The following is a 23,487-nucleotide window of genomic DNA, read 5'->3' as shown; positions in this document are numbered from 1 at the left end:
AAGCCAGAAGCGGACTCGGTCAGCTTGCTGCTTGTAGCTTGCAGCTTGCCGCTGATGTGCGCCGCTACATCCGGAAAACACCGAACGTGCTAGCCGGTATAGGCGCCCCCAACGCCGCCGATATCGCCAACCCCAGCACATCCCTCGTCTGCGCCGGGTCGATCACGCCGTCATCCCACAGGCGGGCGCTGGCATAGTAGGGGTGGCCCTGGCGTTCGTATTGATCGAGGATCGGCCGGCGCAGGGCGTCGGCCTGCTCGGCGCTGAACTGCTCGCCACTGCGCTCGGCCTGCTCCTGCTTGACCTGCACCAGCACGCCCGCGGCCTGTTCGGCGCCCATCACCGAGATGCGCGCATTCGGCCACATCCACAAAAAACGTGGATCGTAAGCGCGGCCACACATGCCGTAGTTTCCGGCGCCAAAGCTGCCGCCGATAATCACCGTGAACTTGGGCACCCGGGCGCAGGCCACCGCAGTGACCAGCTTGGCGCCGTGCTTGGCGATGCCGCCTTCCTCGTACTTCTTGCCGACCATAAAGCCGGTGATGTTCTGCAGGAAAAGCAGCGGAATGCCGCGCTGGCAGGCCAGCTCGATAAAGTGCGCGCCCTTCTGCGCGGCCTCGGAAAACAGGATGCCGTTGTTGGCCAGAATCGCCACCGGATAGCCGTGCAGATGCGCAAAACCGCAGACCAGCGTGGTGCCGAACAGCGCCTTGAATTCATCGAAGGCGCTGTCGTCGACCAGCCGCGCAATCACCTCGCGCACGTCGAACGGCTGCTTGCTGTCAGCCGGAATCACCCCGTACAACTCGTCCACCGGATAGCGCGGCGGCAGCACCGGGCGGCAGTTCAGCTCACCCTGCTTATGCCAGTTCAGATTGGCAATGCAGCGACGGGCGAGGGCCAGGGCGTGTTCGTCGTTCTCGGCGTAATGGTCGGCCACGCCCGAGGTGCGGCAATGCACATCCGCGCCGCCCAGCGCCTCGGCGCTGACCACCTCACCCGTCGCCGCCTTCACCAGCGGCGGCCCGGCGAGGAAGATGGTCGCCTGTTCGCGCACCATGATGGTCTCGTCGGCCATCGCCGGCACATAGGCGCCACCCGCGGTGCAGGAGCCCATCACCACAGCAATCTGCGGAATGCCCGCCGCGCTCATATTGGCCTGATTGAAGAAGATCCGCCCGAAGTGCTCACGGTCCGGGAACACCTCGTCCTGGCGTGGCAGGTTGGCGCCGCCCGAATCAACCAGATAGACGCACGGCAGACGGTTCTCGCGGGCGATAGTCTGCGCCCGCAGGTGCTTCTTCACGCTCAGCGGATAGTAGGAACCACCCTTCACCGTGGCGTCATTGGCGATGATCATGCACTCAACGCCCTCGATCCGGCCGATACCGGCAATCACCCCGGCCGCCGGCACCGACTCGCCATAGACCTCATGGGCGGCCAGCTGGCCGATCTCCAGAAAGGCCGAACCCGGATCGAGCAGCGCATCCACGCGCTGACGCGGCAACAGCTTGCCCCGCGCCAGATGCCGCGCATTCGCCGCCTCGCCACCGCCCTCGGCAATGCCTGCCAGCAGGCTTTGCAGCTCGCTGACCAGGGAGCGCATGGCCTTCGCGTTGGCCGCGTATTCCGGTGAGCTGGGGGTGATTTGGGTTGGTAGGACGCTCATCGCTTTTGCTCCCCGGCCAGCTGCAAGCCGCAAGCCGCAAGCTGCAAGCCAACCCTAGCCGCTCCACCATTTTTGCCAGACAGGACTTCGCCACCCACGTTAACTAGGTGCACCCAACCCCAAGGCATCTCAGTGCTGCTTGCCGCTTGCCGCTTACAGGGGGCGGCCATCCGTCTTGCCGCTGCCTCACCGCGTCTCATTAAACAACTCCCGTCCAATCAACATCCGCCGAATCTCACTGGTGCCCGCACCAATCTCGTACAGTTTGGCGTCGCGCAGCAGGCGGCCGGTGGGGTAATCGTTGATGTAACCGTTGCCGCCGAGAATCTGGATCGCGTCCAGCGCCATCTGGGTCGCGCTCTCGGCGGTGTAGAGAATCACCCCGGCGGCGTCCTTGCGGGTGGTCTCGCCACGGTCGCAGGCCTGTGCCACGGCATACAGATAGGCGCGGCTGGCGTTGAGTTGGGTATACATGTCGGCGACCTTGCCCTGGATCAGCTGGAACTCACCGATGCTCTGGCCGAACTGCTGACGGTCGTGGATATAGGGCACCACCACGTCCATGCAGCTCTGCATGATCCCGGTCGGGCCACCGGAAAGCACAACGCGCTCATAATCCAGCCCGCTCATCAGCACCTTCACGCCGCCGTTGACCTGACCAAGGATGTTCTCCACCGGCACCTCGACGTTGTCGAACACCAGCTCGCAGGTGTTTGAGCCGCGCATGCCCAGCTTGTCCAGTTTGGGACTGCGGGAGAAGCCGGCCCAATCGCGCTCGACGATAAAGGCGGTGATGCCGTGCGGCCCTTTTTCCGGCTCGGTCTTGGCGTAAATAACGTAAACGTGCGCGTCTGGGCCGTTAGTGATCCACATCTTGCTGCCATTGAGCACGAAGTGGTCACCACGGCGCTCCGCCCGCAACTTCATGCTGACCACATCGGACCCGGCGTTCGGCTCGCTCATCGCCAACGCCCCGATATGCTCGCCGCTGATCAGCTTGGGCAGGTATTTTGCCTTCTGCTCCGGCGTGCCGTTGCGGTTGATCTGATTCACGCACAGGTTGGAATGCGCCCCGTAGGACAAGCCCACCGACGCCGATCCACGGCTGATCTCCTCCATCGCCACCACATGCGCCAGATACCCCAGCCCAGAGCCGCCATACTCCTCAGGCACGGTAATGCCCAGCAGCCCCATGTCACCAAAGCGCCGCCACATGTCCTGCGGAAACTGATTCTCCCGGTCGATCTCCGCCGCGCGCGGCGCCAGCTCGGCATCAACCAAGTTGCGGGTCTGCTCGCGCAGCATGTCGATGGTCTCGCCAAGACCGAAGTTCAGCGATGGGTAATGCATGGGGGTCACCTGTATTTGTTTTTATCTAGGCTTTAAAAGGGAAAGCGAACGGCTACCGGGTCTGTTCCAACGCCGTTCGACAGCGCTCCTCCGCGGTATCCAGCTCGATCTGCATCTGCTCGATATCCAGCAACTGCTGCGCCAGCTGCGCACGGCGCTGGGTGATCTTGTCCAGGAAGGTCTCCAGCTGCTTGCGATTACCGTGGCCCGGGTCGTACAGCTCAATCAGCTCCCGACACTCCGCCAGCGAAAAGCCAATGCGCTTACCGCGCAGAATCAGCTTGAGAATCACCTTGTCCCGAGGGCTATAAACCCGCTCCTGCCCGCGACGCTCGGGGCTGAGCATGTTCTGCTCCTCATAAAAACGAATCGCCCGCGTAGTGATATCCAGCTCACGGGCGAGATCGGAAATGCTGTAGGTCTGGGTCATGGAGCAGCGGCTTGGGTTGCTTTACGTTAACGTAAAGGTAAGCCAATGAGCGCTAATGAGTCAAGCGGGAAGCGGGAAGCGGGAAGCGGGAAGCGGTCAGGATAATCTGTAGTGAGTACAGCGGATGGAAATCAGGGGGTGCAAACGAACATTTCACGCTATCAATGTTCATCTACCCCCAATTTCGCCGACAATTTTTCTAATTACATACTTACGAACAGAGCTTTCAGCGCAGCAGAAAATGGCAAGGAAAATAAGCTTCCGGCCATTTTAGTTCCTGCTAGCAAAGGCTATCCCCTCCAAACCACTTACTCTGCTTACTATTTATTTTTTATTGCCGCGTTCATGCTTGCAGGAAGATGCCGATCTTTCATGGATCTGAAACGAAGGGCTGCACGAGAGATTACGCGATTTATTGTAAATCTCATCACGTATAATTTTCTTTAGCTGTTCAACCTCTTCAAACAGCTTCCCATTAGAGGAAAAGGAAACATCTTTCATGCAACCCTCCTATATTCATCAAGACTTTTCAGATGCGAGAAAAACTCTTTCTTTAAAAACTGATATTCAAGCAAAAGCTTAAACGGATAGACATGCTCTTCAAGAAAGTCCTGCATGTCAGACTCCTCAGGAAAAATCGCACTATTGTGAAACTCTATATTTAAAAACGCAAAAACCTTATGCTCTGAAGAAAGCTTACAGCCTATGTAATGCTCAATTGTCTTGTGCCTTTTAGAAGCACCTTTAGCATAGCGCTTCTTGTCTAGAACGCAAGCGGTAGTATTGTTCGACCGGAGACACTTTACACTTTCATACTCTTGGTATTTTTCCGAGTTCAAACTGATGCTTTTCGTTTCCACCAGATCTCTTTTCGAATCGTAATGAAGCATATACTCTAGACACCCACTTTCTTCATTCACACAATAAAGAGATATAAACAAATCCTTGCGCTTTACTTTAATGTTCTTTATCGACTTCCGGATATGCTCTGCTAGGGAATCAACGATAAGAGCAGCATTAACCTTAAAGCCATGCTGCTCGCAGATAGAGCGAATATCGAGATTTTCGTCTGCCGAGCACCTGCTTACATGCTCACCGACCTCACTATTTATACGATACAAGCAGTTAGAAATTTCGTCTGGCTCGACTAACCCATGATTTAACGGCGGAAAGGCATCAAAATATATAGTCACCATCTTTATTATTACGCAGAAAATGATAACCGCTACCGAAACCACCACAAAGAAATTTATAAGCGGCTGATGAAATGCATTATTTATTAGCCAACCTGTCAAAGAGAACCCAGACAGCTTTTTTAACATCAAATAAGAGGTTGATATAAGAATTACAATGTCCGCAAAAAGCCTCAGCTTCTTATTCTGGCAGAATTTAGAAATAAAATTTTTCGCTCGTAACACTGTCACGCTAAGATCACTCCTTTGATGGCTTGCATCCAAGATTAAAGCCTAGCTGTAATCCTTTCTGATTACATATTGCTATCTATGCTAAATTTTTCCAACCCCCGAATTTCGTGTTATGACTCAGTAGAGCAGGCTCGACTACTCTGTATCGCAACCAACTTGGAGCCGTGCACGCCCAATCCCCGTTTACGCGGGCGAGTAGCACAGGGCTGGCGGGAGAAAGAGCGGCAGCCTGTTTGAGGAGCGTAGCGACGAGTTCTGCCGCTCCCCGTCAGCCCGAGCAACGCAGCGAACCCGCAGGGCCGCGTAGTCGGGTGCCCCGGGGGATCGCTAAGGGGGGGCCGGGCAAGCGGCCCCCCTTGGCTCGCCGTGAAGGCGAAAGCCGGGTTATCAGGCAGCGCCGAAGTAACCACTGAGCCCCTTAGATCCTCGCCTTCGAGAGGATGACGTGGTGATAGGGACAGCGAGCCAGGTTATCCGAGCGCGGCTGACGGATATTAGTAAACTACACACTTAATCGAGGGACAGCACTGTGTGGGAGAAGAAGATAGAGCAATTGCTCCGAAACGAACCCCAACTTACGAGGCAGGAAGCCGAAGCATACGTGCTAAAAAAGGGCCAAGAACGGCGTTTAGCTAAAGCCAAGCTGAGAGCAAGGGCAGGCAGCAAGCGCAAGAAAAAAACTAAAGTGCTTCTGATAACAAGCGCTTTTGAGTCGAATCGGCGGAGGCACTAGCTTGCCATCGCGCGATGCGAGGTAGGATGCGCCGCTGCGAAAAGATTAATTTCCGAAAGCGAGAATCCAGTGGTGCCTCAGAGCACGCTTGGATCCTCGCCTTCGCGAGGATGACGCGGCGATAGGGTCAGCGAGCCGGGGCTATCCGAGCACGGGCGCTGGATTAACCACGCGGCCTAAACACCAACACCAACCCCAGCACAATCGCCCCCATCCCCAACAGACTCAACGCCGCCATCCGATTCCCCAGGAACAGGAAATCCAGCAACGCGGTGCAGCCGGGCATCAGATAAAACAGGCTGGTCACATTGACCAAATTGCCCATCCGAATCAGCCGGTACAGCAACAGGGTTGCACCGACCGAAATCAACACGCCCATGTACAGCAGCGGAACGATAAAGCCGACGCTCCATTCCACGTCAAACGGCTGAAAGGGTACGACCACCGCGCACATCAGCAGGCCGATGGCGTATTGCAGCGGCAGTACGTCCATGGGTGATTGCTGAATCCCCTTCTGGAAGATCGAACCCAGGGTGATGCACAGCAGTGCTGCCAGCGACAGGCCGATACCCAGCAGCGAGAAGCGCGCCGCCAGCAGACTGTCGAGCACCACCAGCGTCAGGCCACCGAGCGCCAACAGCAAACCCAATACCCGCAGCAGGTTGGCGCGGCGTTCGACCAGCATCAGGGTGAGGATCGGCTGCACGCCCAGTACCGTTGCCAGCACGCCCGGCGTGAGCCCGGCGTCCAGCGAGAGCAGGTAGAAGATGGTGTAGCCGCCGGTCAGCAGTACCCCGACCAATGCTACCTGCTTGCGGGTACCGCGCGCCGGCAGCCAGCGCCGCCGGGTAAGCGCCAGCAGCCCGAGGGCAGCGCAGGCCAGTACAAAGCGCAGCAGCAGGAAGGCAAAGGCGGAGGCGTGTTCCAGCCCCCATTTGGAGAAGATCGCGCCCGCGCTCCAGAGCAGCACGAACAGCGCAGTCGGGCCAATGGCGGCCCAGTTCAAACGTTGAATAAACATATGTCACCTGTCAGGACACAGGTTCGCCCTACGGCGTGACGCCAGTCAGGGAGAACAGAAATCAGAAAAGGGGTAACGGGATCAGTGCGCTGGTGGCGGTGAAGCCACGGCAACCACGATGGCTACGCCGGGAGGGGTGACCGGCAGGCAGGCCACGGCAGCCTGCACACGCGCAACCACACCGGCAAGCGCGGGGCGGTTTACAACAGCGGTGGTCTGGGCAGTGGACATGCGGTCACTCTGGACAGGTAAAAACGAAAAGTCGCCGTTTGACGACTTGACGAGATTAGCACCGTGTTGGTGCATGGGCAAGACGGGAGGGTTGCGGCATCGGATGGGCGTAGCAGAATGTCACGGCCACGGCATGCCGTGCCCCCACGCACGTGGTGGAGAAGGTTGGCGGGCGGCGCCGTGGCATGGCCAGTCGTAGGGTCACAGCATGCTGTGACCGTGCGGCATCCAATACCCCGCCTGAACCAGCGTCGCGCACGACGTCACAGGCCCCACGGAGAGATGCGAATCAGCCAGAGGTGAAGCATGCACGGACCCACTCCCCGTTTACGCGGGCGAGTAGCGCAGATTTATCGGGAAAAAGAGCCACAGGATGTCTGAGGCTCGAAGAGCCGAGTTTTGTGGCTCCCCGATAAATCGAGCAACGCAGCGAACCCGAAGGGCCGCGTAGTCGGGTGCCCGGGGGGATTGCCAAGGGGGGCCGGGCAAGCGGCCCCCCTTGGCTCGCCGTGAAGGCGAAAGACGGGTTATCAGGCGGCGCCGAAGTGGCCGGCATGCACGAGCCCCATGGATCCTCGCCTACGCGAGGATGACGTAGTGATAGGGCAGCGAGCCGGACGCAGAGCGTCCTGACAGGCACGTCCTGACAGACATTCCCACGCAGAGCGTGGGAACGATCATAACGATCAGCCTATCCAGACACCGTCATTCCCGCGCAGGCGGGAATCCAGTGTTGCGCTGAACCACGGATGGATCCTCGCCTACGCGAGGATGACGCGTGTGCGAACGATGCTCAGTGCATAGCGCCAGTCTGGATAGCAGGCGCACAGGCCGTCAGAACCCCTCCAACACCAATTTCCCCCGCGCCTTTCCACTCTCCAGCAGCGCATGCGCGCGCTTGAGGTTGGCCGCGTTGATTGCGCCGTAATGCTCACCCAGGGTGCTACGCAGGGTGCCGGCATCGACCAGTTCGGCGACGCGTTGCAGCAGTTTGCCCTGCTCGGCCATGTCGGCGGTTTCGAACATGCTGCGGGTGAACATGAACTCCCAGTGGAAGGAGGCACACTTGCGCTTGAGCACGCTCATGTCGAGCGGGCCGAAGTCGTCGATCACGCCGAGGCGGCCCTGCGGGGCGATGCAGTCGCCGTATTGCGGGTAGTGCTGATCGGTGTGGGTCAGCGAGGCGATCAGTTCGACGTCCTTGATACCCAGCGCCTGCAGTTGCGGCAGCAGCGGCTGGCTATGGTCGATGACGTGATGGGCGCCCAGGCCCTTGACCCATTTCACGCTCTCGGCGCGGGCGGCGGTGGCGACCACGGTGAGTTTGGTCAACTGGCGAGCGAGTTGAACCAGGATCGAGCCAACGCCACCGGCGGCGCCTACCACCAGCAGGGCCTGACCTTCACCGCCGCCTTCACGCACTCCCAGCCGGTCGAACAGCAGCTCCCAGGCAGTGATCGCGGTCAGCGGCAGAGCGGCCGCTTCGGCGGCGGACAGCGACAGCGGCGCGTGGGCGGCGATGCGGGCGTCGACCAGTTGGTATTCGGCGTTGCTGCCTGGCCGCTCCAGCGCACCGGCGTAGTAGACCCGATCACCTGCCGCGAAGCCGGAAACGGCGCTGCCGCAGCTGACCACTTCACCCACGGCGTCCCAGCCGAGCACTTCGGGCGTGTCGCCGGTCGCGCCGCGACGACTGCGGATCTTGGTGTCGACCGGGTTGACCGAGATGGCGGCGACCTTGACCAGCAGATCCTGCGGGCCGGGCGAAGGCATGGGTACGTCCAGGTCGATCAGGGCATCGGTGCGGTCCAGCGCGCCAGCTTCAAAGTATCCAATTGCTTTCATGGTTGTGGCTCCTGTACTGCGGCGGCGCACTGCGGGCAAAGGCCACGCAGCGCGGCAAGGCGCGCTTGCGGATCGAGTCTGCCGAGGCGTTCGACCCGCTGGTGAAAGTCGGCCCAGCCACTGCTCTGCGCATACAGCGCGGCAAAGGCGGGCACCCATTGATCGTAAAGCCCAAAGGGTAGCAGGCGGGCGTTGTTCAGGTCAGCGGCAAACCAGTGGTCGAAGCGCTTGTCGCCGTCCCATTCGCTGTCGCGCAGGCTGGCGTAATCGCTGCGCAGCCGGGCGAGGATCGCGGCCTTGCCGCTGCGCTTGGCGTCGTCTGGCTGGGTGCTCTGATACAAGGCTTCCAGCTCGCTGCGTGCGGCCAGCACCAATTGAATAAACGCCCGTTCTCGTTCGCGGCCTGTCGAGTCGTGCGCGGCTCGCCCTTGCACACTGAGCCAATCGCGCAGACCCTGCTGGCCGACGAAGCTGGCATAGGACTCGTTGAAGGCGGTGTCGTCCTTCACGTAAAAGCGCTGGTGCGCCAGTTCGTGAAACAGCATCTCGGCGAGATAGTCGTCGCTCCAGTGCAGCATGGAGCTGAACAGCGGGTCGTCGTACCAGCCGAGGGTCGAGTAGGCGGGGATGCCGGCGACATAGACGTCCTTGCCGCGGGCACGCCAGTCATCGGCGGCCTGCTCGGCGCGGGCCTGGTCGAAATAGCCTTTGTAGGCGATGCAGCCGAAGAACGGGTAACAGTGCTGCACCGGTGCGAGCGACAGTTCCTCGGTGACAAACAGGTTCCACAGCGGATAGGGGCCCGGCAGCGCGGCATAGCGGGTGTAGGTGGTGTTGTCCGGCAGGGCCAGCGCCTCGACCGCGTAACGGCGAATCTGGCTGGCGGTGCGCAGGCGCTCGGCCAGGTGCGGGTCGGTCTGCGGGTCGGCAATCAGCGGCTCAATGGGCTCGGCACGGGCCATCAGCGCACGCTGGCCCTGCCAGCTCTGATACAGGTAGCCAACCGAGCTGCAGCCGGACAGCCAGAGCAGGCAGGCGCCGAGGCCAAGCGTCGCGAGGCGCTTCATGCGTCGGCCTGCTGCAACGCCTTGCCGAGCCAGTCTGCCAGTTGCTGCGCCGGGCCCTGGGGCTGGCGCTCCGGCACCCAGAGGCCAAGCTGGTGACGGGTCTCGACAAAGCCCCAGGGCGCGAGCAGGCGGCCGGCGGCGATGTCGTCAGCAACCAGCAGCTGCGGCGCGATAGCCACGCCAAGGCCCGAGAGCGCCGCTTCCAGCAGGTAGTACAGATGCTCAAAGCCCTGACCTGTTCGCAATTGAGCCGCATCCAGGCCCTGCCGCTCGGCCCAGTCGCGCCAGGCGCCGGGCCGTGAACGGGTGTGCAGCAGCGCTTCGCCGAGCAGCACCCCAGTCGGTTGATCGAGCAGGCGCGCAGCGCCCGAATACCGCGGACTGAGCACCGGGCCGATGCGTTCCTGACGCAGCGGATACACCTGCATGTCGGCCGGCCACGGCGGCTCGGCGTAGAGCAGGGTGGCGCTGACACCGGGGCGGCGCGGGTCGAGTTCACCCTCGGAGGCCGACAGGTGCAGATTCAGTTCGGGCAGTTCGGCGTTCAGGCGGTCCAGTCGCGGAATAAACCAGCGCGCCAGCAGGCTGCCCGGGCAGGCGAGCAGGAAGGGCGCCTGCTGCTGGTCCTGCCGCAGCGCCGAGCAGGTGTCGCGTAGACCGTCGAACGCCTCGCGGCAAGCGTCACGCAGTTGGCGACCGGCCGGGGTCAGGCTGATGCCGCGCCCGGCCTTGCTGAACAGGGCGATGCCGAGTTCGTCTTCAAGCTGACGAATCTGCCGGCTGACGGCGCCGTGGGTGACGTGCAGCTCACCCGCTGCCTGACTCACGCTTTCCAGTCGGGCAGCGGCTTCGAAGGCGCGCAGAGCGTTTAGTGAGGGAAGGTCTCTGGCCATGGGACTTGTCACTTTTTCTCACAGGTTGCGGCCATCTTATCGATTTTTTCCCGCCTGCGCTTGCCCTAATCTGCGTCCATCGCTCAGGAGGTTCTATCCATGCCCAATCATAATTATCGCCGTGAAGCCGACGCCCTCGGTCAGTTCGGCCAGTTTGGCGGCCGCTTTGTAGCCGAGTCGCTGATGCCGCTGGTGCTGCAGCTGGAACAGGCCTACAACGAGGCCCGCGCCGAGCCCGCGTTTATCGCCGAGTTGGACCGCTTCAACGCCGAGTTCATCGGCCGCCCCAGCCCGCTGTATTTCGCCGAGCGGCTGACCGAGCAATACGGCGGCGCGAAGATCTTCTTCAAACGCGAGGAGCTGAATCACACCGGCGCGCACAAGATCAACAACTGCATCGGCCAGGCCCTGCTGGCTCGCCGCATGGGCAAGCAGCGAATCATCGCCGAGACCGGCGCCGGCATGCACGGCGTGGCGACCGCCACCGTGTGTGCGCGCTTCGGCCTGCAGTGCGTGGTCTACATGGGCGCGACCGACATTCACCGCCAGCGCGACAACGTCGCCCGCATGCGGCTGCTGGGTGCCGAGATCGTCCCCGTGACCTCCGGCACCGGCACCCTGAAAGACGCCATGAACGAAGCACTGCGCGACTGGGTGACCAACGTCGACAACACCTTCTACATGATCGGCACCGTGGCCGGCCCGCACCCCTACCCGACGCTGGTACGCGACTTTCAGGCGATCATCGGCCGTGAGGCGCATCAGCAGATGCTGGAACGCGAAGGCCGTCTGCCCGATAGCCTGGTCGCCTGTATCGGCGGTGGCTCGAACGCCATGGGCCTGTTCCATCCGTTCCTCGATTACCCCGAGGTGCAGATGGTCGGAGTGGAAGCGGCCGGTCACGGCATCGAAACCGGCAAGCACGCCGCCAGCCTGAAGGGCGGCACGCCCGGCGTGCTGCACGGCAACCGCACCTACCTGCTGCAGGACAGCGACGGTCAGATTGCCGATGCCCACTCGATCTCCGCCGGTCTGGACTACCCCGGCATTGGCCCCGAACACGCCTGGTTGCACGAGCAGGGCCGCATCGAATACGTCGCGGTAACCGATCAGCAGGCGCTGGACGCCTTCCACAACTGCTGCCGCACCGAAGGCATTATCCCGGCGCTGGAAACCTCGCACGCGCTGGCCGAAGTGGCGCGCCGCGCGCCGACGCTGCCAAAAGATCACCTGATGGTGGTGTGCCTGTCCGGCCGTGGCGACAAGGACATGCCGACCATTCTGGGTTTGATGGAGGAAGGAAAATGAGCCGTCTGGAAACCCGCTTTGCCGACTGCGCCCGCGACAACCGCGCGGCCCTGGTGACCTACATCTGCGCCGGTGATCCGGACTTCGATACCAGTCTGGAGCTGCTGCAGGGGCTGCCTGCTGCCGGTGCCGACATCATTGAACTGGGCATGCCGTTCAGCGACCCCACCGCCGACGGCCCGACCATTCAGGCCGCTGCCCTGCGCGCCCTGCAGGGTGGGCAGAACCAGCAGCGCACGCTGGAGCTGGTGCGCCGTTTCCGCGAACAGAACCAGAGCACGCCGCTGGTGCTGATGGGTTACTACAACCCGATTCATCGCTACGGCGGTGCCGACTTTATTCGTGACGCCGCAGAGGCCGGTGTCGACGCCCTGCTGGTGGTCGACCTGCCGCCCGAGCACGACAACGAACTGGGCCCGATGGCCCGTGATGCCGGTCTGCAAATGATCCGTCTGGCAACGCCAACCACTGACGCCCAGCGTCTGCCCAAGGTGCTGGAGCACGCCAGCGGCTTTCTCTACTACGTGTCGCACAACGGCGTCACCGGGGTGGGCGCAGCGGATCACACCGCGGTGGCGCAGGCGCTGGAAGGCATTCGCGCGCAGAGCAGTGTGCCGATCTGCGTCGGCTTTGGCGTACGCCGGGCCGAGCAGGCAGCGCCGCTGGCGCAGGTCGCCGATGGCGTGGTGGTGGGTTCAGCGCTGATCGAGGCGCTGCAGCAGGGTGGGGTGGCAGCGGCGCTCGGGCTGACTGCCGAGCTGGCCGCTGCAATGCCGCGTCAGGCCTGACGCAGGGCTGCCAGCACAGGGGCAGTGTCCGGGCGGACGCCGCGCCACAGGGCAAAGGCCTCGGCGGCCTGCTCAACCAGCATGCCGAGGCCATCGATGCAGCGCGCTGCGCCGCGCTCTCGGGCCCAGCGGTTGAACCGGGTCTCTTCGGCGCCGTACATCATGTCGTAGCACCAGGTATGACCGGGTTTGATCAGGCTGTCGGGAATCGGCGGCAATTCACCGGCCAGACTGGCCGAGGTCGCATTGATGATCAGATCGACCGGCTCGACCAGCCATTGCAGGCCGGCAGCGGCAATCGGCCCCTGATCGACAAACAGCGCCGCCAGCTCTTCCGCCTTGCTGACCGTGCGGTTGATCACGCACAGATGCGCAGGCCCCGCCGCCAGCAGCGGCTGAATCACCCCGCGAGCGGCACCGCCGGCACCGACCAGCAGCACACTCAGGCCTTTCAGCGACAGCCCGGCATTCACTTCGATATCGCGCACCAGCCCCTTGCCGTCGGTGTTATCACCTAGCAGGCTGCCGTCTTCACGGCGCAGGATGGTATTGACCGCGCCGGCGCGCTCGGCCGCCGGGGTATGTTCATCCACCAAGGCCCAAGCCTGCTCCTTGAACGGCACGGTCACATTGACGCCGCGACCCTCGCGCAGAAAGTCGCGCACCGTGCCGATAAAGTTGTCGAGCGGCGCCAGCAGCTTGCCGTATTCCAGCTGCTGGCCGGTCTGCTCGGCGAACATGGCGTGAATCAGCGGCGACTTGCTGTGCTCAATCGGGTTGCCAACAACGGCGTAACGGTCCATCAGGCGTCCCCTGCCAGCCAGTCACGCGGGGTGAGGTAGCGCTCGGTCAGCTCGGCTTCCGGGCTGCCCGGCTCCGGCTGCCAGTTGTAGCCCCAGCGTACGGTCGGCGGCAGCGACATCAGGATCGACTCGGTACGCCCGCCGGTCTGCAGACCGAACAGGGTGCCGCGGTCGTAGACCAGGTTGAACTCGACATAGCGGCCACGGCGGAATTCCTGGAACTGCTTCTGCTCTGGCGTCCAGGCGCTGTTGCGACGGCGCTCGAGAATCGGCAGATAGGCCTCAAGGTAAGCGTCGCCAATGGCGCGCAGGAAGGCAAAACTGCGCTCGAAGCCCCACTCGTTCAGATCATCAAAGAACAGACCGCCAATGCCCCGGGCCTCGCCGCGGTGCTTGAGGTAGAAATACTCGTCGCACCACTTTTTGAAGCGCGGATACACATCATCACCGAAGGGTGCGCAGGCGTCGCGGGCCACCCGGTGCCAGTGCACGCAGTCTTCCTCATTGGCGTAGTAGGGCGTCAGATCGAAGCCGCCGCCAAACCACCATACCGGATCGGCACCGTCTTTCTCGGCGATAAAGAACCGCACATTGGCATGGGAGGTCGGCACGAAGGGGTTTTCCGGGTGCATCACCAGCGACACGCCCATGGCCTGGAAGTGGCGACCCGCCAGCTCCGGGCGGTGGGCGGTAGCCGAGGGCGGCATGCCGTCGCCAAAAACGTGGGAAAAGCCGACGCCGCCCTTCTCCAGCAACGCGCCATCGGTGATGATCCGCGAGCGGCCACCGCCGCCACCGGGCCGCTCCCAGGCGTCCTCGATGAACTGCTCGCGCCCGTCTGCCGCCGCCAGGGCGGTGCAGATACGGTCCTGCAGATCCATCAGATAGGCTTTTACCGCGGCAACATCGGCGGCGCTGGGCTGGTCCTGTTTCACGTGGAATCTCTCCGGGCGGCTCAGGCGCCGCGTATGACTTGGTCGGTTTGCAGATCGCGAATGATACTGGGATTACGCGCGCCACCCAACGCACCGGGGACAATGGCGTCCAGTTCACCGTGAAAATACTGCTCGACCCGCAACCGCGAGCGCGCCGCTGGGCGGCCAGCGGGATTGGCCGACGTAGACACCAGCGGCCCGGCTGCCGCGCACAGCTGACGCACGACAGGGTGGGTAGTAACCCGCAGGGCAACGGTATCGTGCGCGCCGGTGATCCATTCGGGCAGGCGGCCCTGATGCGGTACCAGCCAGGTGTTCGGCCCCGGCCAGGACAGCCGCAGCTTGGCCAACTGAGCGTCCGGCAGGTCCCAGAGCAGGAAGTCGAACTGCTCAATCTCGCCGGCAATCAGGATCAGGCCCTTATGCACCGGGCGCTGCTTCAGGTCCAGCAGTCGCTCGACCGCCGAGCCGTTCCACGGATTGCAGCCCAGCCCCCAGACGCCTTCGGTCGGATAGGCAATCACACCGCCTGCCTGCAGCAGGCGATTCAGACGAGTAATACGCCAGTTTGCCAGCATGTGAACTCCACCTTGATTGATTGCCTGCGACAGTAGCCGAGCCCGGCGCCGCACTCAAGGCTGACGGCGACAATATCCGGCAGGCCCCACCAGCACCGCGCCGGCCAGTTCCAGCTCCAGGAGCTGTTGCAGGACCTCCGGCATGCTGATGCCAGCGCGCTGGGCCAGCCAGTCGGGGCTGACCGGATCAAATCCTAGCCAGCGCCAGAGTGGAGTGTCCGGCACCTCTGTGGCGGGCTCTTCAGCTGCCTCAAGCGCTGCAGTGAGCGGCACTTTCAGGGCATCCAGTACATCCTGCACCTGCTCTACCAGACACGCGCCTTCGCGCAGCAATCGATGGCAACCACGGGCCTGTACGTTGTGGATCGAGCCGGGCATGGCAAATACTTCGCGATTCTGCTCCAACGCCATTCGCGCGGTGATCAACGAGCCGCTGTTGAGGCTCGCCTCGACCACCAGCGTACCGAGGCTCAGACCGCTGATGATGCGATTGCGCCGGGGAAACTGGGCCGGATGCGGTTCGCTATCAGGCCACAGCTCGGAGACCAGCGCCCCGCCCGTATCGACAATCGAGTCGGCTAACTTGCGATGCCGACGCGGGTAACAGCGCTCAAGACCGGTGCCCCACACCGCAACCGTTTGCCCGCCAGCATCCAGCGCGCCCCGATGACAGGCGCCGTCGATACCCAGCGCCATGCCACTGGTCACCGTCAGGCCGCTGCGACAAAACGCACGGGCAAAGCGCTGGGCGGTTTCCGCACCCAGCGGGCTCGGATGGCGAGTGCCGACCATGGCAATCTGTGGATCATGCAGCACCTCAATGCGACCGCGTACAAACAGCAGTGGCGGTGGATCGCTGATAGATGCCAGCAGCGGCGGGTAGTCCGGCTCATCCAGAAACAGCAGCCGGCAGCCATCCTGCTGCAGCCAGTCAAGCGCCAGGTCGAATCGCTCGCGCAGCACAGGATCACCCGCACGCCAACGGCGCAGGCTGGCCAGCACAGACGGCGGCACACCAAGTTCGGCCAATGTGGCCAGATCAGCGGACATAAAATCAAACGGGGAGACGGCATGCGAGCGCAAGCGCTGGAAAAAGCGGGGGCCAACGCCGTCGAGCAGCATCAGCTCCAACCAGGCCTGCCGCTCGGCGGACAGGTCGGTAAGCATGGATCATCCTTGATCAGAAAGGACCAACAGTTCAAACAACAAGGCCGCCCGAAGGCGGCCTTGGCAGTGCATTCCCCGTCAGGGGTTACGAATCTCGTCGAGAATCGCCATCTGGCGGCTGGCTTGCAGCACGATACCGTAGCTCATCTTGTTGTAGACCCGGAACACCATCAGCAAGCCAGCACGCTCGGCGGGCAGCTGCACACGCTCGTCGCGAACCCGGTCACGGACGATCTCGCCGGTCTTGTAGATTGCCAGTACGTTGCCAACTTCCAGACCGTCACGCTCACCCTTGTCGAGCAGCACCACGTCATACTGACCGATCTGGGTCACGCCATTGGGCACGTCCATGATCAAGCCGTTGATTTCCTGGCTTGGTTCGCTGGGGAAGAAGGTCGACGCCACCGGGCGCTCTTCCGACTCCAGCAGTCGGTCATTGACCAGCACTTCCTGACGGCTGCGCGTGACATTGACGGTGGCGATGTCGCCATCAACCGCCGCAACGTTGCCGTTACCAATTTCCTGCAGGTGAATACCCAGCAGTTCGCCAGTCTCAGGGTTGATGTAGGTCTTGCCGCGACGGTAGATGTCGTAAGCCGGGACGTTAGCGGAGAAGTCACCACGGGCGTAGACCTTGCTGCCCGCACCCAGTACGACACTCTCGGCTCCACCGCCAACGATATAGGGTGCCCCATTGATCACGTCCTCATCCTCGACCACACGGCCAGCGCGCAGGAAGGAGTTGATCGCCTCCAGCGGGATCGCCGGAATCGCCTCGGCAATCGGCTTGACCCGGGCCTGCGGCGACAGTTTGATGGTGCCGCCGTTACCACGGTTGAGCATCAGTCGTGGCTGACCGTCGATGTACACCAGTGAAATGACGTCACCCGGGTAGATCAGGTGAGGGTTGGCAATCTGCGGATTGGCTTGCCAGATTTCCGGCCATTTCCAGGGCAGGCTGAGAAAACGCCCGGAGATATCCCACAGTGTGTCGCCCTTGACCACGGTATAGCTGTCGGGGTGATCTTCCCTGAGAACAGGTTCCTGCGCCTGCACCCATACGCTCGCCGCGAGCAACACGAGGCCGAGTAGTGTTTTCCTCATGACACGAATCCCTTTATTATAGAGGCCAGCATCCAGGTCGAATCGTGCTCCCACACGCAAGACCCGCTTTAATTCCAAGCTGCTCATAATCTTAGCAGCACAATTTAGATTTGTTCCAGATAAAGCGGTACAAACCCCTATGGCTATTTTGAACATACTGGAGTTTCCCGACCCGCGGTTGCGGACCGTGGCCAAACCGGTCGCCGCAGTGGACGCGAGAATCCAGCAACTCGTCGACGATATGTTCGAGACCATGTACGACGCACCCGGCATTGGCCTTGCAGCAACGCAGGTCGATGTGCACGAGCGGGTCGTTGTCATCGATCTGTCCGAAGACAAGTCCGAGCCACGCGTATTCATCAATCCCGAGCTGGAACCCCTGACCGACGATCTCGAGCAAATGCAGGAAGGTTGTCTGTCGGTGCCCGGCTTCTACGAAAATGTAGAACGCCCGGAGCGCGTCCGGGTCAAGGCGCTGGACCGTGACGGCAACCCGTTCGACGAGGTCTATGAGGGTCTGCTGGCCGTCTGCATCCAGCACGAGTGCGACCACCTGAACGGTAAGCTGTTTGTGGATTACCTGTCCAACCTCAAGCGTGACCGCATTCGCAAGAAATTGGAGAAAATCCATCGCAGCCAGGCAAACGCCTGATTTGCCAGCGAAATAACAAGGCTTGCTTCGGCAAGCCTTTTCTTTACGGATCCCCATGAAGCCAACCGACCTACGTATCGTTTTTGCCGGAACACCGGACTTTGCCGCCGCCCATCTGCAGGCGCTGATTGATGCCGGCCTGAACATCGTGGCCGTCTATACCCAGCCCGATCGACCCGCTGGCCGCGGCCAGAAGCTGGCGATGAGCCCGGTCAAGCAACTGGCGCAGACCCATGAGCTGCCGGTACTACAGCCCGAGCGGCTGCGTGAACCGGCAGACCAGCAGGCGCTGGCCGATCTCAGGCCCGAACTGCTGGTGGTGGTGGCCTACGGCCTGATCCTGCCGCAAGCGGTACTGGATATTCCGCGCCTGGGCTGCATCAACAGCCATGCCTCGCTGCTGCCACGCTGGCGCGGCGCCGCGCCGATACAACGCGCGATCGAAGCGGGTGACAGTGAAACCGGCGTGACCGTGATGCAGATGGAGGCCGGGCTGGACACCGGACCGATGCTGCTCAAGGTCACCACGCCGATCAGCGCCACGGACACCGGTGGCAGCCTGCACGATAGATTGGCAGAACTTGGCCCGCCGGCAGTGCTTAAAGCCATCGAAGGTCTGGCCGCGGGTACCTTGCACGGCGAGATACAGGACGACGCCCTGGCCACCTACGCACACAAATTGAACAAACAGGTCTCGGCGATTGACTGGCAGCGCCCGGCCAGCGAACTGGACTGCCTGATCCGCGCCTTCAATCCGTGGCCGCTGGCCCATGCTCAGCTCGATGGCAAGCCACTCAAGGTCTGGGCCGCCGAGGTGGCCGCCGGACAGGGCGAGCCCGGTCAGGTGCTGGCCTGTGAGAAGCAGGGGCTGCTGGTGGCCTGCGGCGAGGGCGCACTGCGCCTGACCCGCCTGCAGCTGCCCGGCGGCAAGCCACTGGCCTTTGCCGACCTCTTTAACTCCCGTCGCGATCAGTTCGCGCCTGGCCTCATGCTGGGTAACGGTCAGTGAACGCCCGCGCGGCAGCCGCCCGCGCCCTGGCCGCCGTGCTGGCCGGCAAGGCCTCGCTCGGCGGCAGTCTGCCAGCGCAACTCAAGGCCGTCGCGCCGCGGGATCAGGGCCTGGTACAGGAACTGGCCTTCGGCACGGCGCGCTGGTACAGCCGCCTTGAGGGGCTGGCCCGCGAGCTACTGAACAAACCGATGAAGCCGACCGATCAGGACCTGCACGCGCTGCTGCTGGTGGGCCTGTATCAGTTGCTGTACCTGCGCATTCCGGCCCACGCGGCCATCGCCGAAACCGTCAACGCTGCCGTCAGCCTCGACAAGCCCTGGGCCAAGGGCCTGCTCAACGCGGTGCTGCGCCGGGTGCAACGTGAAGGCGAGGCGCTGCTTGTGGCGGTCGACAAATCCCCCTCCCAGCGCTGCGCGCATCCCGGCTGGCTGTACAAGCGCCTGCAACGCGCCTGGCCCGATCAGCTCGACGCCATCACCAGCGCCAACAACCTGCATCCGCCGATGACCCTGCGGGTCAATCAACGCCGCCTGAGCCGCGACGCTTATCTGCAGCAATTGGCGGACGCCGGAATTGGCGCCAGCGCCTGCACGTTCAGCGCTGTCGGCATTCAGCTTGCCGTTCCCTGTGACGTCAACCTGCTGCCGGGCTTTGCCGACGGGCTGGTCAGCGTGCAGGACGAGGCCGCCCAGCTGGCGGCGCCGTTGCTGGACCTCAAGCCGGGCCTGCGGGTACTGGATGCCTGCTGTGCGCCCGGCGGCAAGACCTGCCAGATTCTTGAACAACAGCCAGACCTGAGCGAAGTGGTCGCGCTGGATCTGGAGCCGGCGCGGCTGAAGCGGGTAGAGGAAAACCTCAGTCGCCTGCAGCTCAGCGCCCGGCTGATCGCCGCCGACGGCCGCGCTGTCGATCAATGGTGGGATGGCACGCCCTTCCAGCGTATCCTGCTGGACGCGCCGTGTTCGGCAACCGGGGTGATCCGGCGCCACCCGGACATCAAGCTGACCCGCACCTCGGCCGATATAGCACCACTGGCAGAGTTGCAGGGCGAGCTGCTGGACGCACTCTGGCCTACGCTGGAGGTGGGCGGCATTCTGGTATACGCCACCTGTTCGGTACTGCCGGACGAGAATAGCCGCGTGATCGAGGCTTTCCTCGCCCGCGAGCCCGGTGCGCGGCTGCTGGATATCGGCGGTGACTACGGTGTTTTCCAACCCTGCGGCCGTCAGCTGCTGCCGCAGGCCGATGGCCACGACGGCTTTTATCTGGCCCGCCTGATCAAACTCAGTGCCAGCCCGCAACAGAAGAACAGGGAGTCTGCGGCATGAAGATCATCATTCTCGGTGCCGGCCAGGTCGGTGGCAGTCTGGCAGCGCAACTGGCCAGTGAAGCCAACGACATCACCGTGATCGACACCGACACCGCGCGCCTGCGCGAGCTGGGCGACCGCCTGGATATCCGCACGGTGCAGGGCAAGGGCTCCTTCCCGACCGTGCTGCGTCAGGCCGGTGCCGATGATGCCGACATGCTGATCGCGGTTACCAGCAGCGACGAAACCAACATGATTGCCTGCCAGGTCGCCTACACCCTGTTCCGCACTCCGACCAAGATCGCCCGCGTACGCGAATCCGCCTATCTGACCCGCGGCGGCCTGTTCCACAACGAGGCAGTGCCGATCGACGTGCTGATCAGCCCGGAACAGGTGGTCACCAATTACGTCAAACGGTTGATCGAGAACCCCGGCGCACTACAGGTCCTCGACTTTGCCGAGGGCAAGGCCCAGTTGGTCGCCGTACGCGCCTACTATGGCGGCCCGCTGGTCGGTCAGGAACTGCGCTTTCTGCGCCAGCACATGCCCGGTGTCGACACCCGGGTAGCGGCGATTTTCCGCAAGGACCGCCCGATCATTCCCAAGGGCGATACCATCATCGAGGCCGATGACGAAGTGTTCTTCATCGCCGCCACCCGCGATATCCGGGCGGTGATGAGCGAGCTGCGACGGGTCGAGAAGACCCACAAGCGGGTGGTGATCGCCGGTGGCGGCAACATCGGTGAGCGGCTGGCTGAGGCGATCGAGAGCCGCTACCAGGTCAAGATCATCGAGGCCAGCAAGGCCCGTGCAGACTACCTGTCGCAGAACCTGGACCGCACCGTGGTACTGCATGGCAGCGCCTCGGATCGAGAGCTGCTGATCGAAGAAAACATCGAAGATGTCGACATCTTCTGTGCCATCACCAACGACGACGAAGCCAATATCATGTCGTCGATGCTGGCCAAGCGCCTCGGCGCGCGCAAGGTCATGACGCTGATCAACAACCCGGCCTACGTCGACCTGGTGCAGGGCGGCGAGATCGATATCGCCATCTCGCCCTCGCAGGCGACCATCGGCACCCTGCTGACCCACGTGCGCCGAGGCGACATCGTCAACGTCTACTCGCTACGCCGCGGCGCGGCAGAAGCCATCGAAGCGGTTGCCCACGGCGACGCACGCTCGTCCAAGGTGGTCGGCAAGTCGATCGGTCAGATTGACCTGCCACCAGGCACCACCATCGGCGCCATCGTCCGCGACGACGAGGTACTGATCGCCCACGACTCGACCGTGATCGAATCCGATGACCATGTCATCCTGTTCGTGATCGACAAGAAATACATCCGCGATGTGGAGCGTCTGTTCCAGGTCGGCCTGACCTTCTTCTGAGGCGCCTTGCAGCATGCAGTATCCACAGATACAGCGCATCATCGGCATATTGCTGATGCTTTTTTCGACCAGCATGCTGCCGGCAGCAGGGGTCGGCGCCTACTACCACGAAGAAGCGATGAACGCGTTCCTCAGCGGCTTCGTGATTACCCTGATTGCCGGAACCCTGATCTGGTTGCCGGTCCGCGGCCGGCGCAACGAACTGCGTACCCGTGATGGGTATCTGATTACCGTTCTGTTCTGGCTGGTTCTCGGCCTGTTCGGTGCGGTGCCGTTATGGCTGCTGGAAACACCTGACCTGACCGTCGCCGATGCGGTGTTCGAATCTTTCTCGGGCCTGACTACCACCGGCGCCACCGTGATCACCGGGCTCGATACTCTGCCGCGCGCACTGTTGTACTACCGTCAGCAGCTGCAGTGGTTCGGCGGCATGGGGATCATCGTGCTGGCAGTGGCAATCCTGCCGATGCTGGGTGTTGGCGGGATGCAGCTGTACCGTGCCGAGATGCCCGGTCCGCTGAAAGAGAACAAACTGACCCCGCGCATCGCCGAAACCGCCAAGGTGCTCTGGTTTATCTATGCCGGCCTGACCGTTGCCTGTGCGCTGGCCTACTGGGCCGCCGGCATGGACTTGTTCAACGCGATTGGCCACAGCTTCTCAACCGTCGCCATCGGCGGTTTCTCCACCCACGACGCCAGTATCGGTTACTACAACAGCCCGCTGATCGAGTCGATCTGCATCCTGTTCATGCTGATTTCCGGCATCAATTTCGCCCTGCACTTTCTCGCCTGGCGCTACCGCTCGCTGCGAAATTACTGGCAAGACCCGGAATGCCGTGCCTACGTGCTGATCCTGCTGGCCCTGTTCATCATCTGCTTTGCGGTGCTGGTGCACTACCAGCACCACGATGCCTGGACCTCGATGCGCTTCGCCGCTTTCGAGACCGTGTCCATCGCCACCACCACCGGTTTCGGAGTTACCGATTTTTCAACCTGGCCGACCCTGCTGCCCTATCTGCTGTTGTACGCCAGCTTTATCGGCGCCTGCGCCGGTTCAACCGGCGGCGGCATGAAGGTGATTCGCGTGCTGCTGCTATACAAACAGGGCTCGCGGGAGATCAAGCGGCTGCTGCACCCGCACGGGGTGTTCCCGGTCAAGCTGGGCGACAGCCCGGTACCTGATCGGGTGGTGGAAGCGGTCTGGGGATTCTGCGCGGTGTATGTGTTTGCCTTCGCAATGCTGTTCCTGATCCTGCTCGGCACCGGTCTGGACTTTGTTACCGCGTTCTCGGCGCTGACGGCGTGCATCAACAACCTCGGTCCGGGGCTGGGTGAAGTCGCCGTGCATTACGGTAATCTGGGAAGTGGGGTGAAATGGGTACTGAGCTTCGCCATGCTGCTCGGCCGCCTGGAAGTATTCACCCTGCTAGTACTGCTGTCGCCGATGTTCTGGCGCCGCTGAACGCGGCGCTCAAACTTCGTCGAGAAACGCCATTCCGGCACCCTCACCGGGTACCGCACGCTGAACCTGCATACGCAGAATCGGTGCTTCGAACGGCATGCCCTGAACCTGGCCGGTCACCTGATCGCCGTTCTTCAGCTCTCCCATCAGCGGGTGTTCAACAAACACTCCGCCATCGGACAGGTCACGGGTATAAGCAAGAATGTCGCCAAAGCTGGCGTGCCAGATACGGATCTGCGCCTTCATCGGTGTCCGCGGATGCTGTCGCTGGTTGGTCAATCCCTTTTCCCCCAAAAAGCCACACTACGGTCAGG

General features: G+C 62.3%; 22 protein-coding genes. 7 read left to right on the top strand and 15 right to left on the bottom strand.

Annotation, left to right across the window (positions count from 1 at the left end):
* Positions 1-64: 64 nt before the first annotated feature.
* The 9 genes from C1949_RS01780 to C1949_RS01745 form a co-directional block, all read right to left on the bottom strand.
* Positions 65-1,672 (bottom strand): carboxyl transferase domain-containing protein, encoded by a 1,608-nt coding sequence (locus C1949_RS01780; protein WP_104736743.1) that lies wholly within the window; start codon positions 1,670-1,672, stop codon positions 65-67.
* A 186-nt stretch (positions 1,673-1,858) separates the two neighbouring features.
* Positions 1,859-3,022: an isovaleryl-CoA dehydrogenase gene (locus C1949_RS01775; RefSeq protein WP_104736742.1), complete on the bottom strand. Its 1,164-nt coding sequence runs from the start codon at positions 3,020-3,022 to the stop codon at positions 1,859-1,861.
* 52 nt (positions 3,023-3,074) lie between these two features.
* Entirely contained in the window at positions 3,075-3,452 is a 378-nt protein-coding gene (locus tag C1949_RS01770; protein WP_083728790.1) for a MerR family transcriptional regulator, read from the bottom strand.
* 497 nt (positions 3,453-3,949) lie between these two features.
* On the bottom strand, positions 3,950-4,876 hold the full coding sequence (locus C1949_RS01765) for a hypothetical protein (protein WP_104736741.1): 927 nt from the start codon (positions 4,874-4,876) through the stop codon (positions 3,950-3,952).
* Positions 4,877-5,772: 896 nt separating this feature from the next.
* Entirely contained in the window at positions 5,773-6,630 is an 858-nt protein-coding gene (locus C1949_RS01760; RefSeq protein WP_104736740.1) for a DMT family transporter, read from the bottom strand.
* Positions 6,631-6,711: 81 nt separating this feature from the next.
* Entirely contained in the window at positions 6,712-6,861 is a 150-nt protein-coding gene (locus tag C1949_RS19360) for a hypothetical protein (RefSeq protein ID WP_170062979.1), read from the bottom strand.
* Between the two features lie 834 nt (positions 6,862-7,695).
* Positions 7,696-8,706 carry a zinc-binding alcohol dehydrogenase family protein gene (locus C1949_RS01755; RefSeq protein ID WP_104736739.1) on the bottom strand — a complete coding sequence of 337 codons (1,011 nt, stop codon included), beginning with the start codon at positions 8,704-8,706 and terminating at the stop codon, positions 7,696-7,698.
* On the bottom strand, positions 8,703-9,773 hold the full coding sequence (locus C1949_RS01750; protein ID WP_104736738.1) for an aminopeptidase: 1,071 nt from the start codon (positions 9,771-9,773) through the stop codon (positions 8,703-8,705). Before C1949_RS01750 ends, C1949_RS01755 begins: the two co-directional genes overlap by 4 nt.
* Positions 9,770-10,666, bottom strand: a complete 897-nt coding sequence (locus C1949_RS01745; RefSeq protein WP_104736737.1) for a LysR family transcriptional regulator — start codon at positions 10,664-10,666, stop codon at positions 9,770-9,772. Before C1949_RS01745 ends, C1949_RS01750 begins: the two co-directional genes overlap by 4 nt.
* Before the next feature lie 99 nt (positions 10,667-10,765).
* On the opposite strand from C1949_RS01745, the gene trpB reads away from it, so the two are divergent.
* On the top strand, positions 10,766-11,974 hold the full coding sequence (gene trpB / locus C1949_RS01740; RefSeq protein ID WP_104736736.1) for a tryptophan synthase subunit beta: 1,209 nt from the start codon (positions 10,766-10,768) through the stop codon (positions 11,972-11,974).
* The gene (gene trpA, locus C1949_RS01735) at positions 11,971-12,762 is read left to right on the top strand and encodes a tryptophan synthase subunit alpha (protein ID WP_104736735.1); all 792 of its coding nucleotides are present in this window, start codon (positions 11,971-11,973) and stop codon (positions 12,760-12,762) included. Before trpB ends, trpA begins: the two co-directional genes overlap by 4 nt.
* Here trpA and aroE read toward each other — a convergent pair.
* The 5 genes from aroE to C1949_RS01710 form a co-directional block, all read right to left on the bottom strand.
* Positions 12,753-13,565 (bottom strand): shikimate dehydrogenase, encoded by an 813-nt coding sequence (aroE, locus tag C1949_RS01730; protein ID WP_104736734.1) that lies wholly within the window; start codon positions 13,563-13,565, stop codon positions 12,753-12,755. The genes trpA and aroE overlap by 10 nt on opposite strands.
* On the bottom strand, positions 13,565-14,500 hold the full coding sequence (hemF, locus tag C1949_RS01725) for an oxygen-dependent coproporphyrinogen oxidase (protein ID WP_268236177.1): 936 nt from the start codon (positions 14,498-14,500) through the stop codon (positions 13,565-13,567). Before hemF ends, aroE begins: the two co-directional genes overlap by 1 nt.
* Before the next feature lie 20 nt (positions 14,501-14,520).
* The gene (tsaC, locus tag C1949_RS01720; protein WP_104736733.1) at positions 14,521-15,078 is read right to left on the bottom strand and encodes an L-threonylcarbamoyladenylate synthase type 1 TsaC; all 558 of its coding nucleotides are present in this window, start codon (positions 15,076-15,078) and stop codon (positions 14,521-14,523) included.
* Positions 15,079-15,132: 54 nt separating this feature from the next.
* The gene (gene dprA / locus C1949_RS01715; RefSeq protein ID WP_104736732.1) at positions 15,133-16,245 is read right to left on the bottom strand and encodes a DNA-processing protein DprA; all 1,113 of its coding nucleotides are present in this window, start codon (positions 16,243-16,245) and stop codon (positions 15,133-15,135) included.
* Between the two features lie 78 nt (positions 16,246-16,323).
* The gene (locus C1949_RS01710) at positions 16,324-17,349 is read right to left on the bottom strand and encodes a LysM peptidoglycan-binding domain-containing protein (protein WP_104736731.1); all 1,026 of its coding nucleotides are present in this window, start codon (positions 17,347-17,349) and stop codon (positions 16,324-16,326) included.
* A gap of 139 nt (positions 17,350-17,488) precedes the next feature.
* On the opposite strand from C1949_RS01710, the gene def reads away from it, so the two are divergent.
* From def to C1949_RS01685, 5 genes are read left to right on the top strand one after another with little or no spacing between them, the layout of a single operon-like run.
* Entirely contained in the window at positions 17,489-18,001 is a 513-nt protein-coding gene (gene def / locus C1949_RS01705; RefSeq protein WP_104736730.1) for a peptide deformylase, read from the top strand.
* A 55-nt stretch (positions 18,002-18,056) separates the two neighbouring features.
* Positions 18,057-19,010, top strand: a complete 954-nt coding sequence (gene fmt / locus C1949_RS01700; protein WP_104736729.1) for a methionyl-tRNA formyltransferase — start codon at positions 18,057-18,059, stop codon at positions 19,008-19,010.
* Positions 19,007-20,341 (top strand): 16S rRNA (cytosine(967)-C(5))-methyltransferase RsmB, encoded by a 1,335-nt coding sequence (gene rsmB / locus C1949_RS01695; protein ID WP_104736728.1) that lies wholly within the window; start codon positions 19,007-19,009, stop codon positions 20,339-20,341. The genes fmt and rsmB overlap by 4 nt, the downstream gene beginning before the upstream one ends.
* Positions 20,338-21,711 carry a Trk system potassium transporter TrkA gene (trkA, locus tag C1949_RS01690; RefSeq protein WP_104736727.1) on the top strand — a complete coding sequence of 458 codons (1,374 nt, stop codon included), beginning with the start codon at positions 20,338-20,340 and terminating at the stop codon, positions 21,709-21,711. The genes rsmB and trkA overlap by 4 nt, the downstream gene beginning before the upstream one ends.
* Positions 21,712-21,724: 13 nt before the next feature.
* Positions 21,725-23,173, top strand: a complete 1,449-nt coding sequence (locus C1949_RS01685) for a TrkH family potassium uptake protein (protein WP_104736726.1) — start codon at positions 21,725-21,727, stop codon at positions 23,171-23,173.
* 9 nt (positions 23,174-23,182) lie between these two features.
* Here the strand turns inward: C1949_RS01685 and C1949_RS01680 are convergent, their stop codons facing one another.
* Entirely contained in the window at positions 23,183-23,452 is a 270-nt protein-coding gene (locus C1949_RS01680; protein WP_104736725.1) for a PilZ domain-containing protein, read from the bottom strand.
* Positions 23,453-23,487 lie beyond the last annotated feature (35 nt).

The sequence above is a fragment of the Halopseudomonas oceani genome (assembly GCF_002903165.1).
In the GTDB taxonomy this organism is placed as follows: domain Bacteria; phylum Pseudomonadota; class Gammaproteobacteria; order Pseudomonadales; family Pseudomonadaceae; genus Halopseudomonas; species Halopseudomonas oceani.
The sequence above is the reverse complement of the archived record's forward strand: the minus strand, read 5'-3'. Positions and strand labels throughout refer to the sequence as shown.